General features: G+C 64.7%; 17 protein-coding genes and 2 pseudogenes. 13 read left to right on the plus strand and 6 right to left on the minus strand.

Annotated elements, in window-relative coordinates; genetic code table 11:
* The first annotated feature begins 3 nt into the window (after window positions 1-3).
* A complete protein-coding gene (locus EUU22_RS09935) occupies window positions 4-618 on the plus strand; it encodes an HAD family hydrolase (RefSeq protein ID WP_129331864.1) in 615 nt (204 codons plus the stop codon).
* A 136-nt stretch (window positions 619-754) separates the two neighbouring features.
* On the opposite strand, the gene EUU22_RS09940 is transcribed toward EUU22_RS09935, so the two are convergent.
* The 3 genes from EUU22_RS09940 to EUU22_RS09950 form a co-directional block, all read right to left on the minus strand.
* Window positions 755-1,885, minus strand: a complete 1,131-nt coding sequence (locus EUU22_RS09940) for a site-specific DNA-methyltransferase (protein WP_129331865.1) — start codon at window positions 1,883-1,885, stop codon at window positions 755-757.
* 195 nt (window positions 1,886-2,080) lie between these two features.
* Window positions 2,081-2,425: an antibiotic biosynthesis monooxygenase family protein gene (locus tag EUU22_RS09945; protein WP_129331866.1), complete on the minus strand. Its 345-nt coding sequence runs from the start codon at window positions 2,423-2,425 to the stop codon at window positions 2,081-2,083.
* Window positions 2,422-2,751, minus strand: a complete 330-nt coding sequence (locus EUU22_RS09950; RefSeq protein ID WP_129331867.1) for an NIPSNAP family protein — start codon at window positions 2,749-2,751, stop codon at window positions 2,422-2,424. The genes EUU22_RS09945 and EUU22_RS09950 overlap by 4 nt, the downstream gene beginning before the upstream one ends.
* Before the next feature lie 194 nt (window positions 2,752-2,945).
* Between EUU22_RS09950 and EUU22_RS09955 the strand changes: the two genes are divergently transcribed.
* The 6 genes and pseudogenes from EUU22_RS09955 (at window position 2,946) to EUU22_RS09975 (ending at window position 5,258) form a co-directional block, all read left to right on the plus strand.
* Window positions 2,946-3,629 (plus strand): ArsR/SmtB family transcription factor, encoded by a 684-nt coding sequence (locus tag EUU22_RS09955; protein ID WP_129331868.1) that lies wholly within the window; start codon window positions 2,946-2,948, stop codon window positions 3,627-3,629.
* Window positions 3,630-3,700: 71 nt separating this feature from the next.
* A complete protein-coding gene (locus EUU22_RS09960) occupies window positions 3,701-3,949 on the plus strand; it encodes a type II toxin-antitoxin system ParD family antitoxin (protein ID WP_129331869.1) in 249 nt (82 codons plus the stop codon).
* A pseudogene (locus tag EUU22_RS25965) lies at window positions 3,946-4,005 on the plus strand (hypothetical protein); the annotation flags it as partial. The gene EUU22_RS09960 and the pseudogene EUU22_RS25965, both read left to right, overlap by 4 nt.
* Before the next feature lie 97 nt (window positions 4,006-4,102).
* Window positions 4,103-4,240, plus strand: coding sequence for a type II toxin-antitoxin system RelE/ParE family toxin (locus EUU22_RS25970; RefSeq protein WP_280956483.1), 138 nt, complete (start codon window positions 4,103-4,105; stop codon window positions 4,238-4,240).
* A gap of 104 nt (window positions 4,241-4,344) precedes the next feature.
* Complete coding sequence (locus EUU22_RS09970; protein WP_129331937.1) at window positions 4,345-4,689, plus strand: DMT family transporter; 345 nt, start codon at window positions 4,345-4,347, stop codon at window positions 4,687-4,689.
* Entirely contained in the window at window positions 4,686-5,258 is a 573-nt protein-coding gene (locus EUU22_RS09975; protein WP_129331870.1) for a TetR/AcrR family transcriptional regulator, read from the plus strand. The genes EUU22_RS09970 and EUU22_RS09975 overlap by 4 nt, the downstream gene beginning before the upstream one ends.
* 25 nt (window positions 5,259-5,283) lie before the next feature.
* Here the strand turns inward: EUU22_RS09975 and EUU22_RS09980 are convergent, their stop codons facing one another.
* A complete protein-coding gene (locus tag EUU22_RS09980) occupies window positions 5,284-5,886 on the minus strand; it encodes a TetR/AcrR family transcriptional regulator (RefSeq protein WP_129331871.1) in 603 nt (200 codons plus the stop codon).
* Window positions 5,887-6,013: 127 nt separating this feature from the next.
* Here EUU22_RS09980 and EUU22_RS25585 point away from each other — a divergent pair.
* From EUU22_RS25585 to EUU22_RS09995, 3 genes and pseudogenes are all read left to right on the plus strand, one after another.
* Window positions 6,014-7,276, plus strand: a pseudogene (locus tag EUU22_RS25585) (flavin-containing monooxygenase).
* A 76-nt stretch (window positions 7,277-7,352) separates the two neighbouring features.
* Complete coding sequence (locus EUU22_RS09990; protein ID WP_129331872.1) at window positions 7,353-8,261, plus strand: alpha/beta hydrolase; 909 nt, start codon at window positions 7,353-7,355, stop codon at window positions 8,259-8,261.
* Between the two features lie 62 nt (window positions 8,262-8,323).
* The gene (locus EUU22_RS09995; protein WP_129331873.1) at window positions 8,324-9,013 is read left to right on the plus strand and encodes an HAD family hydrolase; all 690 of its coding nucleotides are present in this window, start codon (window positions 8,324-8,326) and stop codon (window positions 9,011-9,013) included.
* A 1-nt stretch (window position 9,014) separates the two neighbouring features.
* On the opposite strand, the gene EUU22_RS10000 is transcribed toward EUU22_RS09995, so the two are convergent.
* Both EUU22_RS10000 and EUU22_RS10005 read right to left on the minus strand, forming a co-directional pair.
* Window positions 9,015-9,932: a diacylglycerol/lipid kinase family protein gene (locus EUU22_RS10000; protein ID WP_129331874.1), complete on the minus strand. Its 918-nt coding sequence runs from the start codon at window positions 9,930-9,932 to the stop codon at window positions 9,015-9,017.
* Between the two features lie 102 nt (window positions 9,933-10,034).
* Window positions 10,035-10,583, minus strand: a complete 549-nt coding sequence (locus EUU22_RS10005; protein WP_129331875.1) for a hypothetical protein — start codon at window positions 10,581-10,583, stop codon at window positions 10,035-10,037.
* A 188-nt stretch (window positions 10,584-10,771) separates the two neighbouring features.
* On the opposite strand from EUU22_RS10005, the gene thrC reads away from it, so the two are divergent.
* The 3 genes from thrC (at window position 10,772) to EUU22_RS10020 (ending at window position 14,175) form a co-directional block, all read left to right on the plus strand.
* A complete protein-coding gene (gene thrC, locus EUU22_RS10010) occupies window positions 10,772-12,172 on the plus strand; it encodes a threonine synthase (RefSeq protein ID WP_129331876.1) in 1,401 nt (466 codons plus the stop codon).
* A gap of 27 nt (window positions 12,173-12,199) precedes the next feature.
* Window positions 12,200-13,498 carry a M16 family metallopeptidase gene (locus EUU22_RS10015; RefSeq protein WP_129331877.1) on the plus strand — a complete coding sequence of 433 codons (1,299 nt, stop codon included), beginning with the start codon at window positions 12,200-12,202 and terminating at the stop codon, window positions 13,496-13,498.
* Between the two features lie 65 nt (window positions 13,499-13,563).
* On the plus strand, window positions 13,564-14,175 hold the full coding sequence (locus tag EUU22_RS10020) for a GNAT family N-acetyltransferase (protein WP_129331878.1): 612 nt from the start codon (window positions 13,564-13,566) through the stop codon (window positions 14,173-14,175).
* Window positions 14,176-14,198: the final 23 nt, after the last annotated feature.

Below are 14,198 nucleotides of genomic sequence, written 5' to 3' on the forward strand. Positions count from 1 at the left end.
CCAATGCCTGCAGATATCCGCCACATCGTCTTCGACATCGGCAAGGTGCTCATCCACTACGATCCCGACCTGCCCTTTTCCCGCATCATTCCCGATCCCGAGGAACGCCGCTGGTTCTTCGACAACGTCTGCACGCATGACTGGAATCTCGAACAGGACCGCGGCCGCGGCTGGAAGGAAGCGGAAGAACTTTTGATCGCAAGCTTCCCCGAGCACGAAGACCACATCCGCGCCTTCCGGATCAACTGGCGCGAGATGGTGCCCTATGCCTACGAGGACACGGTGACGCTGTTGCGCGCGCTGATTGACAGCGGCCGGGACGTCACCATGCTCACCAATTTCGCCGCCGATACCTTCCGCGAGGCGCAGGAGATGTATCCGTTCCTCACCACTTCGCGCGGGATCACGGTTTCCGGCGAAGTGGGCCTCATCAAGCCGGACACGGCGATCTACGAACGCCATGCCGCGACGCACGGGCTGGAGCCGGAGAACACGCTGTTCATCGACGATTCGCTTGCCAACGTCGAAGGTGCGAAAGCGGCCGGCTGGCAGGCGGTGCAGTTCACCGGCGCCGACAAGCTCCGCCGGGACCTCGCGAGTTACGGCGTTACCGCCTGAGGACGGCTGCGGAACCGATCAGAAAAAGATGACGCCCGGTTCCTTGTCGGGACCGGGCGTCAAGCAACTCCTTCCGGGACTGAAGGTACTGGAACCGGAAGGAGGACCTCGCATGCAGGCGAAACGCGCCGGATCGTCAATCGAGCTTCGCCATTCCGCTGCGGACGACCGCCCGCAATTCATCGATCGGGCGCAGCGCCTTGCCTTCCTCGAAGTGCCAGAAGGTCCAGCCGTTGCAGGCGTCGAGCCCCTGCACCCTTGCGCCGACGCGGTGGATCGAGCCCGCCTCGCCGCCGGAAACCAATGTACCGTCCGCCCGGACGATCGCCGAATGGCGGCGCCGTGAACAGGTGAGCACCTGGCCGGGACGGATCATGCCGCTCTCGACCAGCGTGTTGAAGGCGACGCGCGGTTCGGCCTTCTTGCCGGTCATCACGGTCAGTTCCGTCTTGCCGAGCGGCTCGACGGCGGCGATGCGCGCCGCAGCAGCGTCGATGTAATCCTGTTCGCGCTCGATGCCGACGAAATGGCGGCCGAGACGCTTGGCGACCGCACCGGTGGTGCCGGAGCCGAAGAACGGATCGAGCACGACGTCACCGGGCTTGGTGGAGGCCATGATGACGCGGGCGAGCAGCGCTTCCGGCTTCTGGGTCGGATGGACCTTCTTGCCGTCGTCGCCCTTCAGGCGCTCGGAGCCGCCGCAGATCGGGAACAGCCAGTCGGAGCGCATCTGCACGTCGTCGTTGGCGGCCTTCATGGCGTCGTAGTTGAAGGTGTAGCCCTTGGCCTTCGGATCGGGCGAGGCCCAGATCATCGTCTCGTGGGCGTTCTGGAAGCGGCGGCCCTTGAAGTTCGGCATCGGGTTGGTCTTGCGCCAGACGATGTCGTTGAGGATCCAGAAATTCAGGTCCTGCAGCGTCGCGCCGACGCGGAAGATGTTGTGGTAGGAGCCGATGACCCAGATCGTACCGGTCGGCTTCAGGACGCGGCGGCAGGCGAGCAGCCAGGCGCGGGTGAAGGCGTCATAGGCCTCGAAGGAGGCGAACTGGTCCCATTCGTCGTCGACGGCATCGACCACCGACTGGTCCGGACGGGTCAGCATGCCGCCGAGCTGCAGGTTGTAGGGCGGATCGGCGAAGATCGCATCGACGGATTTGTCGGGAAGTGCTTCGAGCGCGGCGACGCAATCGCCCTTGATGATGCTGTCGACCCAGGAGAACGGGTCCGAAGAACGGCGAAGTTCGGCGAGCGGAAATACAGAAGCCATGTTCTACTCTCTGTTACGCGGACGCAGCACGGGATAACGAGGCTCATGGTTACCGAACTTGGTTACCAAAGATTGAACGGGTGAAGCGATTTTCCGCGCTCCCCGGCATTTGCGCCCGGTAAGCCCTTACGAACATGGTTTACGCGCACCCTCCGCGCCGGCGGGTGACGGCGCGGGGAGAATGAACTGTCGTTCTCAGCCGTGCGCGACGCGGCTGTCGGCGGGCGCCTCGTCGCGAGCCTGGAGGCCATAGTCGCGGACGACGTGGGCGACGCGCAGGCGGTAGTCGGCGAAGATGCCGGCGCGACCCGCCTCCTGCGCCTGCCGGTGCTCCTCCGTCCGGCGCCAGGCGGCCACGGCCGCTTCGTCCCGCCAGAAGGAGAGCGACAGGACCTTGCCCGGTTCGGAGAGGCTCTCGAACCGCTCGATCGACAGAAAGCCGTCGACCTCCTCAAGCAGCGGCCGCAGGAGCTCAGCGCGGGCGAGATAGGCGGTGCGCCGCCCTTCCGCGGGAACGACCTCGAAGATGACGGCGATCATGGCTGCCTCCCTGACGCAGGTACGCGGCTCACCTCTTTCAGGAACAAGCGGTCCTCCTCGAGAATGAAACCGGCCTTGCGGGCGAATTCGTAGTTCTCCCGGCCGAGCGGGTCGGCGGCGAGCCTCGCCCGGTAGGCCTCGTAGGCCGCGAGATCCTCGACGTGATAGATGCCGTAGGCGGTCGTCAGCGAGCCCTCATGCGGGGCGAAATAGCCGACGAGATCGGCGCCGCAGCGCGGGATCGCCTCGCCCCAGTTGCGGGCATAGGTCGCGAAATCCTCGCGAGCGAACGGCGCGATGCGATAGCGGATGATGCAGGTAATCATGGGAACTCCTTCGGTTTCGGGAACCCCGATGTGCCACACGCCACAGCGAAGTTGCTTCGACCACGATCGAAGCATCGGCGGGCCCAACGGCGCATGATGCAGGTATGGCTTCGGCGAACATGGTTCGATATCGGCCGAAGCATGTGCTACACTCTGCACCGTTCATCGAACGCAAAAACCACGCGAGGTGCATCATGGCAGAAGGCCCGGACATTGCACGCATTGCCGCCCTGATCGGCGATCCGGCGCGCTCGAACATGCTGCTCGCCCTCCTCGGCGGCAAGGCGCTCACCGCAACCGAGCTCGCCGGGGCAGCCGGCGTCACCTTGCAAACTGCGAGTTCGCATCTTTCGAAACTCGAAGACGGCGGGCTGCTTCGCCAGCGCAAGCAGGGGCGGCACCGCTACTTCGCGCTCGCTGACGACCATGTCGGCGCGATGATCGAAAACCTGATGGGCTTTGCCGCGAGCCGGGGGCACCTGCGCCACCGCGTCGGACCGAAGGAGCCGGCCCTGCGCAAGGCGCGGATCTGCTACGACCATCTTGCCGGCGACTACGGTGTGCGCATGCTCGACAGCCTGATCGCCCAGGGCGCAATCGAGGCGAGCGACGAGGCCCTGCGGCTGACGGACAGGGGCGAAAGCCTGCTTTCCGGCCACGGCATCGATTTTGATGCGCTGAAGGCGAGACGGCGGCCGCTCTGCCGCGCCTGCCTCGACTGGAGCGAACGCCGCACCCATCTCGCAGGCTCGCTCGGCAAGGCCCTGCTCTCCCACTTCCTCGACCGCGGCGAGGCACGGCGGGTGGACGGCAGCCGCGTCGTCACGTTCTCGCCGGAAGGGGAAAGGCGCTTCCGGGTGATGTTTCCGATGGACTGATCCCGCCTCTACCTTGCCACCTTCGCTCGCCTGTATTACATTTTGGTATACGCTTCCTGGAAGGACATCCCATGAACCGCAACACCTCAGTCACGCTCGGAGAGCACTTCACCAGCTTCATCGCCGAACAGGTCGAAGGCGGGCGCTATGGTTCCGCGAGCGAAGTGGTGCGCGCCGGCCTGCGGCTTCTGGAAGAGCATGAGGCCAAGGTCAAGGCGCTGCAGGATGGGCTGATTGAGGGCGAACAGTCGGGCGAGCCGCGTCCCTTTGACTTCGATGCGTTCAAGGCGCGCATGCGGGCCGAGTTCAAGGGCAGATGAAGGCGCTTACACTCTCACCTGCGGCAGCAGCCGATCTCGAACACATTTGGCAGTATAGCGCCGCAACCTGGGGGCTGGATCAGGCCGATCGCTATATCGAGGACGTTCGCAACCGCCTGTCTTCACCTGGCTTCCGGCGCCAGCCGCGGCCGAATGGTCGACGTGCGCACCGGCTACCTGAAGCAGACAGTCGGATCACACATGATCTATTTCCGCGACGAGGGCGAGCGGATCGACGTTATTCGTATCCTGCACCAGCGTCAGGATGTCAGCCTAAACCTGCCGAACTGAAGCGGCAGACAGCGCCTACGTCACACGCCATCACGCATCTTGCAAAGAAACCTACCGTCCGGTATCTTTGCGGTCATGATGAACGCGTGCGAGAGTATTTTGCGATGAACCCCGTCTTTTCCGCCTATGGTGCGCTCGGCGGCGCGATCGTGCTCGAGGTGATCGGCACGACGCTCCTGCAGCGGTCCGAGCAGTTCACCCGCCTGCTGCCGACCGCGGGCATGGTGATGTTCTACGCCGCCTCCTTCTACCTGCTGACGCACGCGCTCAAGGGCATGCCGCTCGGCATCGCCTACGCGATGTGGGGCGGGCTCGGCATCGTGCTGACGGCGCTGATCAGCGTCTTCGTCTTCAGGCAGACGCTCGACCTCGCGGCCCTTTCCGGGATCGCGCTGATCGTCGCCGGCGTCATCGTCATGAACACGCTCTCCGGGTCGGTGAGCCATTGAGCGCGCCCGCCCTCTCGGCCTATCACCGCCCGAAACAGCCGGAACAGGTGCGCCGGGCGCTGCTCGACTGCGCCGCGCAGATCGCCGCCGAAAGCGGGGCGGGCGCGATCACCATCCAGGCGGTGGCCGAGCGCGCCGGCGTTACCAAGGGCGGGTTACTCCACCATTTCGAGAGCAAGCAGGCGCTGCTCGCCGCCGTCTTCGCCGACCTGCTCGACCAGCTCGACCGCGAGATCGACCGCTCGATGGAAAGCGACCCGAAGCCGGAAGGCCGCTTCACCCGCGCCTATGTCCGCGCCTGCTTCTCCGACCGGCTGCTCGGCGCGAGAAGTCTCTGGGCGGCGCTGTCGGTCGCGATCGTTTCCGAACCGGCGCTCAGGGCGCTCTGGACGGCCTGGCTCGACGCACGGCTTTCCCGGCACCGTGCAACGGACGACACGCCGGCCCTCGCCGTCGTCCGGCTCGCCGCCGACGGCATCTGGCTCGCCGACATGCTGGAGAAGGAGGGCGGGCTCCGGCGCTACCCGCAGCGCTTCGAGGGCGAGTTGCTCGCGCTTGCCGGCGGATGAAAGGCACAGAATGCAGCGCTCGCCCCTAGGCCGCAGGATGGGCGGCTGGCGCAAGCCTCGCCATGAAGAGGTCTACCAGAAAGGCGACGCGGCCGGAGGCACTGGCCGGGTCCAGCGCCGTCTGAACAACGAGGTCGATCCCGAGCGCAAGCATGGCATCGGCCATCAGTACCGGATCGTGGCGCTGTAGCCGGCCCTCCACCATCCAGCCTCGGAGATCCGTCTCCAGATCGGTCTGCACGGTGGTCCTGATCGACGCCAGATAGAAGGTCTGCCGAAAAAGGGTCTGGTTCTTCACGATGAGCGTGGCGTTGGCGCTGTCCGTCCGGGCAAAATCCGCCACCAGCCGATAGGGCTCGCCGATGAAAGCCTGCGGCGTACGGGCTGTCGCTCGTGCCGTCTTCAAGTCTCTGGCGAGAGGAACGACGATTGCCTCGACGAGTGCTGCGAAGGCTTCATCCTTATCGTTGAAGTAATTGTAGAACGAACCGATCGCCAGGCCGCTGGCACGCACGATGTCGCGCACCGTGGCGGCGCCGAAGCCCAGTTGTGAAAACACGTCGCGTGCGGCGACCAAGATCGCTTCGCGGTTCGCCTTCTTGTTCTGCTCGCGTTTCGACATTTGCATGGCGTCTCATGTCACATTTTCGGCGAAAGATGAAGGGTGCGCACAAAAATGACGCCTACGTCATTTTATTATTGACGCATGCGTCATTTTTATCAATCATCACATCGCTTCAGGGAGGAGAAAGCACATGCAAAAGCGCGTTGCCGTCATCGGCGCCGGCCCCGCCGGAATCACCGCCATCAAGAACTTCACGGATCTGGGCTTTGACGTCACGGGTTTCGATCGCTGCCAGGGTGTCGGCGGCAACTGGCGTTTCGACGACCCGACGGGCCATTCGAGCGTCTTCGAGACGACCCACATCATCAGCTCGAAATACACCTCATCCTACGAGGATTTCCCATTGCCGACAGATGCGGCTGACTACCCGTCACACCGGATCCTGGCCCGCTACTTCGAGGATTATGCGCGGACGTTCGACGTGCCCAAACATATTCACTTCGAGACGGAAGTGGTGGCCTGCCGACCGGCACCCGGAGACCTCTGGTCGGTGAGCTGGCAATGATCCGGTGAGGAGGATGTCCGGACCGAGGTCTTCGACGCCGTCTGCATCTGCAACGGCCACCATCACACGCCGAACATGCCGAGCTATCCCGGCACGTTCACCGGCACCTTTATCCACTCGCACGACTATAAGCGGGCGGCTCCCTTCGCAGGCCAGCGGGTGCTGGTCATCGGCGGTGGCAATTCGGCGTGCGACGTAGCCGTGGAAACGGCGCGCGTTTCCGAAAAGACCGCCATCAGTTGGCGGAGGGGGTACTATCTCGTTCCGAAATTCCTTTTCGGCAAGCCGATCGACTCAATCTTCTATCGCTTCACCTGGCTTCCGAAGTCACTCCAACTGCGGCTGTTCGAATGGCTCCTGAATTTCCTGCAGGGACGCAACAGAGACATCGGCCTGCCGGATCCGGACCACCGGATCATGGCAACCCATCCGACACTCAATTCGGACCTCTATCTCGCCCTTCGCCACGGCAAGGTGCAGCCGAAGCGCGACATCGCCCGCTTCGAGGGCAAGCGGGTCCACTTCGTCGACGGAACCTCCGAAGAGTTCGACACGATCATCGCCTGCACCGGCTACAAGATCGCCCACACCTTCCTCGATCCCGCGCTGATCGACCTCTCACGCGGTCCGGTCCGGCTCTACCAGCGGATGATCCCGGAAAAGCTGAAGAACATCTATTTCATGGGTCTCTTCCAGCCGATCGGCTGCATCTGGCCGGGGGCGGAACTGCAAGCGAAGCTCGCCGCGCGCCATCTCGCAGGCCTGTGGTCGCCGTCGAAGCCTCTCGGCACGTTGATCGACGAGGAATTGGCCGACCCGATTTCCGTCAGGTGGCCTCGCAGCGCCACACGATCACCGTCAACGACATGGCCTTCCGCAAGCGGCTGAAGCGCGAGATCGCCCGCTCGAAACCGGCACCGGGCGCGGCCCGGATCGCCAGATCTCCGCTTGCCGTGGCAGCCGAATGAAGAGCGTCGAGCACAGTACGATCAATGGGAAGGCGGGCGCGCTCGGCGTCCGCCGCCAGGGACCGCGAGGCGAGGCTGCGAAGGGGCAACTGCTGTTCCTTCACGGCGCCTGGTCCTCGACCTGGTACTGGGACACGCACTTCATGCCCCACTTCGCCGAGGCCGGATACGACTGCATCGCGGTCAATCTTCGTGCACATGGCGACAGCGAGGGCGAAATCCGGTTCGCCACGATCGAAAACTACATCGACGACGTGAACCAGTTGGTCGGATTACTCGACCGGCCCGTGCTGATCGGCCACTCGATGGGCGGCTTCATTGCACAGCACATCGCGGCGCGACAGGCGGTGCGCGGACTAGTCCTGCTCGCGTCGGTGCCCCATTACGGCTGTTGGAGCGGCTTCCTCAACGTGGTGCGGACGACACCGTCCGGCGTTCTGCGCTGTCTTTGGACCGGCGACCTGACGCCGATCGTCACCAATCCTGACGCAGCGCGCTCGCTGATGTTTTCCCGCGGACCGCTGGAGAGCGATATGGACTACATGCTCGATCTCTACGGGGTGGAATCGATCCCGGCGCTGTTCGGCATGCTGTTCAAACGCGTCCGCGGTCTGCCAGCTGCCTCGACCCCGAGGCTCGTCGTCGGAGCCGACCGTGACAGACTGGTCTCGGCAGCCGACGTGCGCCGGACGGCAAGGCGCCTCGGCGTGGAACCGGTGTTCATCCCGAACAGTTCCCACATGCTGACCGTCGATCATCGCTGGCGCACAGTGGCAGCCGTCCTGATGGAGTGGCTCACGGTCCATTTCGCCAGGCCCGTGCGCGGCGAGCCGGTCGAGTCGGCAGGCATCGTCGTTTCCGAGGAAGGAGAAGCGGAGAACACACCTGCCCTGCGCCGAGCATGATTGTCCTTCCTCGCCCGATCGTGTAGTCAGGCGACCTTCCCGAGGCAGAGGACGATACTTCCATGAGCGGTTTCGAGCTGACCATTTTCGATTGTGACGGCGTTCTCGTCGATTCCGAGATCATCGCCGCGAGGGTGGAATCTAAACTTCTCAACGAAGCGGGCTACCCGATCTCCGTGGAAGAGATGGGCGAGCGCTTCGCCGGCATGACCTGGAAGAACATCCTGCTCTCGGTCGAAAAGGAAATCGATATCCCGCTTTCGGCGAGCCTGCTCGACAAGTCCGAAACGCTGCTCGACCAGCGCCTCGCCCGCGAGGTCAAGATCATCGAGGGCGTCAGCTTCGCGCTCTCGCGCATCGAAGGCCCGCGCTGCATCTGCTCCAACTCTTCCGTCCACCGCCTCGACAGCATGCTGACGAAAGTCGGCCTCAAGGAGCAGTTCGCACCGAACATCTTCTCGGCCAAGGACCTCGGCGCCGACCGCGTCAAGCCGAAGCCGGACATCTATCTGCACGCGCTCTCGCAGATGGGCGTCGCGGCGAAGAAGGCGGTCGTCGTCGAGGATTCGGTCCACGGCGTGCACGCCGCGCGCGATGCCGGCATCCGCGTCATCGGCTTCACCGGCGCCTCGCACACCTATCCCTCCCATGCCGACCGGCTGACCGATGCCGGCGCCGAGACGGTGATCTCCCGCATGGTCGACCTGCCGGCGGTCATCGCCGCAATGGAGAGCTGGTCGGGCCTCGTCTGAACTAGATCTTCAGCGTCAGCGCCGCCGGCTTCATCTCGAAGGAGGCGGCAATGCTTCCCGGCGTCTCGCCGTCCGCCTCCAACAGCGCCGGCCGATCGTCGAGCGGCTCTGCCAGGACCGAACGCGCCCGGTAGAAATGGACCTTCGGATCGCCGACATGGGCGCCCGAATAGATCTTCTGCAGCAGCATCAGGGTCTCGAGCGTCGGGGCGCCGCCGAGAACCGCGACCTCGAAGAGCCCGTCGGAAAGGTCGGCGGCCGGCGCGACATGCATGCCGCCGCCGAACCAGCCGCCGTTGGCGACCGCCACCGTGGTCACCGGGCCGGCATGCACCTCGCGGCCGTCGAGCACGAGCCGCACGCCGCGCGGCCGGTAGCGCAGGATCGACCGCAGTGAATGGACGAAGAAGCGCAGCGATCCGGGAAGCCAGCCGCCGCGCTCGGCCGCGTTGACCGAGCGCACGACCTCGCCCGAGACGCCGAAGCTCGCGATATTGATGAAATGACGCCCGGTGGTCGCGCCATCCTCCGCACGGCAACGCAGGAAGCCGGCATCGACTTTTCGCACAGGCGCGCGGGCGATCGCTTCGGCGATTGCAGCCGGCTGGCGAGGCAGGTCGAAATTGCGGGCAAAGTCGCCGCCGGTTCCGGCCGGAACGAAGGCAAGCGGCGTGTCGGGACGCGAGGACGAGAGAATGCCGTCGGCCACCTCGCTGATCGTGCCGTCGCCGCCGACAGCGATCACGAGGTCGACACCGGCCTCGACTATGCGACGCGCCAGGAGCGGCGTGCCCCCGGCGACCGTCTCATGCTCCTCGATTGCCGGAAAATGCCGGTCGAGCTCGCGCCTGACGCGCAGCCAGCCCGCCTGCCCCGAGCGCCCACCCGAGACGGGATTCCTGATGATGGCGACCTTCACCCCTGCCCCCGACTTGCAAGGACCGCCACCTCCCCTCAAAGGCGGACGATCCGTGCGGCAAACGGCCGGCAAAAACCGACCTCCCCGCGAAATTCCTTGTGATTACTTGGTCTTGTAAGGACCTTCGTCGAACCCGACCTGCACCTTGGTAAGCCCCGAAACGTCGCCGGGCACCGTCACCTGCTTGGTGAAGAGGAACTGGCTCGCCTGTGCGGCATCGGCAAGGCTCGCCTCGAACTGGGTGAGCTCGGTATAGACGACCTTGTCGCCGTCGGTGACCGCCACGCGGATCGGCATCTTCAGCGTGCCCGCCTTGCCCATCGGACCGGCGACCAGGCGGCCCTGGATCATGACGTTGATCGTCAGCTGCGTCTCGTCGCGGCTGCAGGAACGGGTCGTGTCGGCGAGCGAGGCCTGGTAGACGACCTTCGCCGGGTCGTCCTTGCCGCCCTTGGCATAGGTGCGGTAGTAGGCCGTACCGTCACGCAACGCGATCGTCGGGCAGAGGCCCTGCACCACGGGAGCGGCGGCGGGCGTTGCGGCCGGCTTGTCGGCGCCGTTGAGAGCGGAGCCGGGATTGCCGGCATTGCAGCCCGCCAGGGCAATCAACAAGGATGCGGCCAAAATCCCGCGCGAGACTTTCAAAGACACGATTCCGAACCTTCCCCATTTCAGGCTGCGCGCAGCCAAAAACCATTCCAATTGAGGCCTTTTCACGACCCTTGCGGATGGTCTATATCAGCGGCGCAGCGAAAAATCGATCCGGTCGCCGGTGTTTCGCTTCAATTTTCGGCCTCGTGCGGGCCTTCGAAGGCAAGCCTTCATTCCCGACAGCAAGGATGACACTCTTGGAATACATCTCTACCCGGGGCCAGGCCCCCAGCCTCGGCTTCTGCGATGCACTCCTCGCGGGGCTTGCCCGCGACGGTGGTCTCTACGTGCCGCGCGAGTGGCCGAAGCTCTCGAAGAAGGAGATCCGCGCGCTTCGGGGCAAGAGCTACCAGGAGGTCGCCTTCGCGGTCCTGCGGCCCTTCGTCGGCGACGAGATCAAGGCCGACGTCTTCCGGGCGATGATCGACGAGGCCTATGCGACCTTCCGGCATCCGGCGGTCACCCCGCTCGTGCAGACCGGCCCGAACGCCTTCGTGCTCGAACTCTTCCACGGCTCCACGCTCGCCTTCAAGGACGTCGCGATGCAGCTTCTGGCGCGGCTGATGGACCATGTTCTCGCCGAGCGCGGCGAGCGGGCGACCATCGTCGGCGCCACCTCGGGTGACACCGGCGGCGCGGCGATCGACGCCTTCGCCGGCCGTTCCCGCACCGACGTCTTCATCCTCTTCCCGCACGAAAAAGTCTCGCCGGTGCAGCAGCGGCAGATGACCACCTGCAAAGCCGACAATGTCCATGCGCTCGCCATCCGCGGCAATTTCGACGACTGCCAGAATCTCGTGAAGGCGATGTTCAACGATGCGGCCTTCCGCGACCGGCTGCGCATCTCCGGCGTCAACTCGATCAACTGGGCGCGGATCATGGCGCAGGTGGTCTATTACTTCACCGCCGCGCTCACCCTCGGCGGCCCGGACCGGAAGATCTCGTTCACCGTGCCGACCGGCAATTTCGGTGACGTCTTCGCCGGCTATGTCGCCAAGAAGATGGGCCTGCCGATCGACCGGCTGGTGATCGCCACCAACGAGAACGACATCCTCGCCCGGACGTTAAAGGGCGGCCGTTACGAGATGCGCGGCGTCTCGGCGACCACCTCGCCGTCGATGGACATCCAGATCTCCTCGAACTTCGAGCGGCTGCTTTTCGAGGCCTATGACCGCGACGACGCGGCGGTCCGCGCCGCGATGGAGAGCCTCAGGCAATCCGGCGCCTTCGAGATCAAGGAGCGGGCGCTGAAGGCGATCCGCAAGGATTTCCGCGCTGCCCGCGCCAGCGAAAAGCAGGTGGCGAAGACGATCCGCACGACGCTCGCCGAGACCGGCTACCTGCTCGATCCGCACACCGCCGTCGGCGTTTTCGCCGCCGCCAAGTTCGAGCGTTCGGCAAGCCCGATGGTGACGCTTGCGACCGCCCACCCGGCGAAATTCCCCGCCGCGGTAAAATCCGCAAGCGGTATTGACCCGGCGCTTCCGACGTGGCTTGCTGACCTGATGGACCGGGAGGAACGTTTCGACATTCTCGATGCAGAGCTTAAAGCCGTTGAAACCTTCATCGGCCAGCATGCCCGCGCGTAAACGTAAACCAGGCGTAGAAAGACAGATATGAAGGTTGAGTGTACCCGGTTGCCCTCCGGGCTGACCGTCGTGACGGAGAGGATGCCGCACCTTGAAAGTGTGGCGCTCGGCACCTGGATCAAGTCCGGCGCCCGCAACGAAACGCCGGACGAGCACGGCATCGCCCATCTGCTCGAACACATGGCCTTCAAGGGCACGACGAGCCGCAGCGCCCGCGACATCGCCGAGCAGATCGAGAACGTCGGCGGCGAACTCAACGCCGCAACCTCGACCGAAACCACCGCCTATTATGCCCGCGTGCTCAAGGACCACGTCCCGCTCGCGGTCGACATCCTCTCCGACATCCTGACGGACTCGCTCTTCGACGAGGACGAGCTTGCGCGCGAGAAGCAGGTGATCCTGCAGGAGATCGGCGCGGCGAACGACACGCCGGACGACGTCGTCTTCGACCGCTTCTCCGAGATCGCCTTCCGCGACCAGACGCTCGGGCGCCCGATCCTCGGCACGCCGGACACGGTCAAGGCCTTCACCAGCGACGAGATCCGCGGCTATCTCTCCCGCAACTACACCACCGACCGCATGTTCGTCGTCGCCGCCGGCGCCGTCGATCATGACGCCTTCGTCCGCCAGGTCGAGGACCGCTATGCCTCCCTGCCGACCAAGGCCTCCGCGACGCCGGTCATGGAGCCCGCCCGCTATACCGGCGGCGAGGCGCGCGAGACCCGCGACCTCATGGATGCACAGGTGCTGATCGGCTTCGAGGGCCGCGCCTACCATGTGCGCGACTTCTACTGCTCGCAGGTGCTCGCCAACATCCTCGGCGGCGGCATGTCCTCGCGGCTCTTCCAGGAGGTGCGCGAATTCCGCGGCCTCTGCTACTCGGTCTATGCCTTCCATTGGGGCTTTTCCGATACCGGCATCTTCGGCATCCATGCGGCGACCGGCGGCGAGAACCTGCCGGAGCTCGTGCCCGTCATCATCCAGGAGCTGCGCAAGGCCTCGCAGTCGATCGACCAGCAGGAAATCGACCGTTCGCGTGCCCAGATCCGCGCACAGCTTCTGATGGGGCAGGAAAGCCCGGCGGCGCGCGCCGGCCAGATCGCCCGCCAGATGATGCTCTACGGCCGCCCGATCTCCAACCAGGAGATGATGGAGCGCCTCGAAGGCATCACCACCGAGCGCCTCACCGATCTCGCCGGCCGGCTGTTCTTCGACACGGTGCCGACGCTTTCGGCGATCGGCCCGCTTGAACAGCTCGCGCCGATGGACGAGATCGCCGGCGCCCTGTCGCTCGGCGATCGATCGGCCCGCAAGGCCGCCATATAAGGCGGGCCGACCGCCGACGACGACACATGCGGCGGCGTGACCTGCCGCCGATCCGGGGGTGATCGATGGGACGATCGGTGTTTCGGTTTCTGTCACGGCAGCCGGACAAGCCTGATCTTGCAAGCGAATTCCATCGCCTGCGCCTGGCGCGCTACAGCGATTTCGAGCAATGGCACGCCCTGCGGTCGGAAAGCCGCAGCTTCCTGCAGCCGTGGGAACCGAGCTGGCGTCCGGACGATCTCACGGAGAGGGCCTTCCGCGCCCGCGTGCTGCGCAACGAGCAGGAGTATTACGCCGGGCTCGCCGTGCCGCTCTTCCTTTTTTCTCGCCCCGACGACACGCTGCTCGGCGGCCTGACGATCGGCCTCATCCGGCGCGGCGCCTCGCAAAGCTGCATGATCGGATACTGGATGGGCGAAAGACATGCGGGACACGGCCATATGTTTGCCGCACTTCAGCTGGCTATTCCATACATATTCAGGGTCCTCGAGTTGCACCGAATTGAAGCAGCCTGTATTCCAGACAATCAAAAAAGCATCCGGCTGCTCGAACGGACCGGATTTCAGCGGGAAGGCCTTTTGCGCGAGTATCTTAAAATAAACGGGCAGTGGCGCGACCACGCCCTGTATTCCAGACTGGCCGAAACTGCCGGCGGGAACAGGGACAAAGAGCGTTGATGGCCTGGCTCCGGAACGACCAT

This window comes from Ciceribacter ferrooxidans (genome assembly GCF_004137355.1).
In the GTDB taxonomy this organism is placed as follows: Bacteria; Pseudomonadota; Alphaproteobacteria; order Rhizobiales; family Rhizobiaceae; genus Allorhizobium; species Allorhizobium ferrooxidans.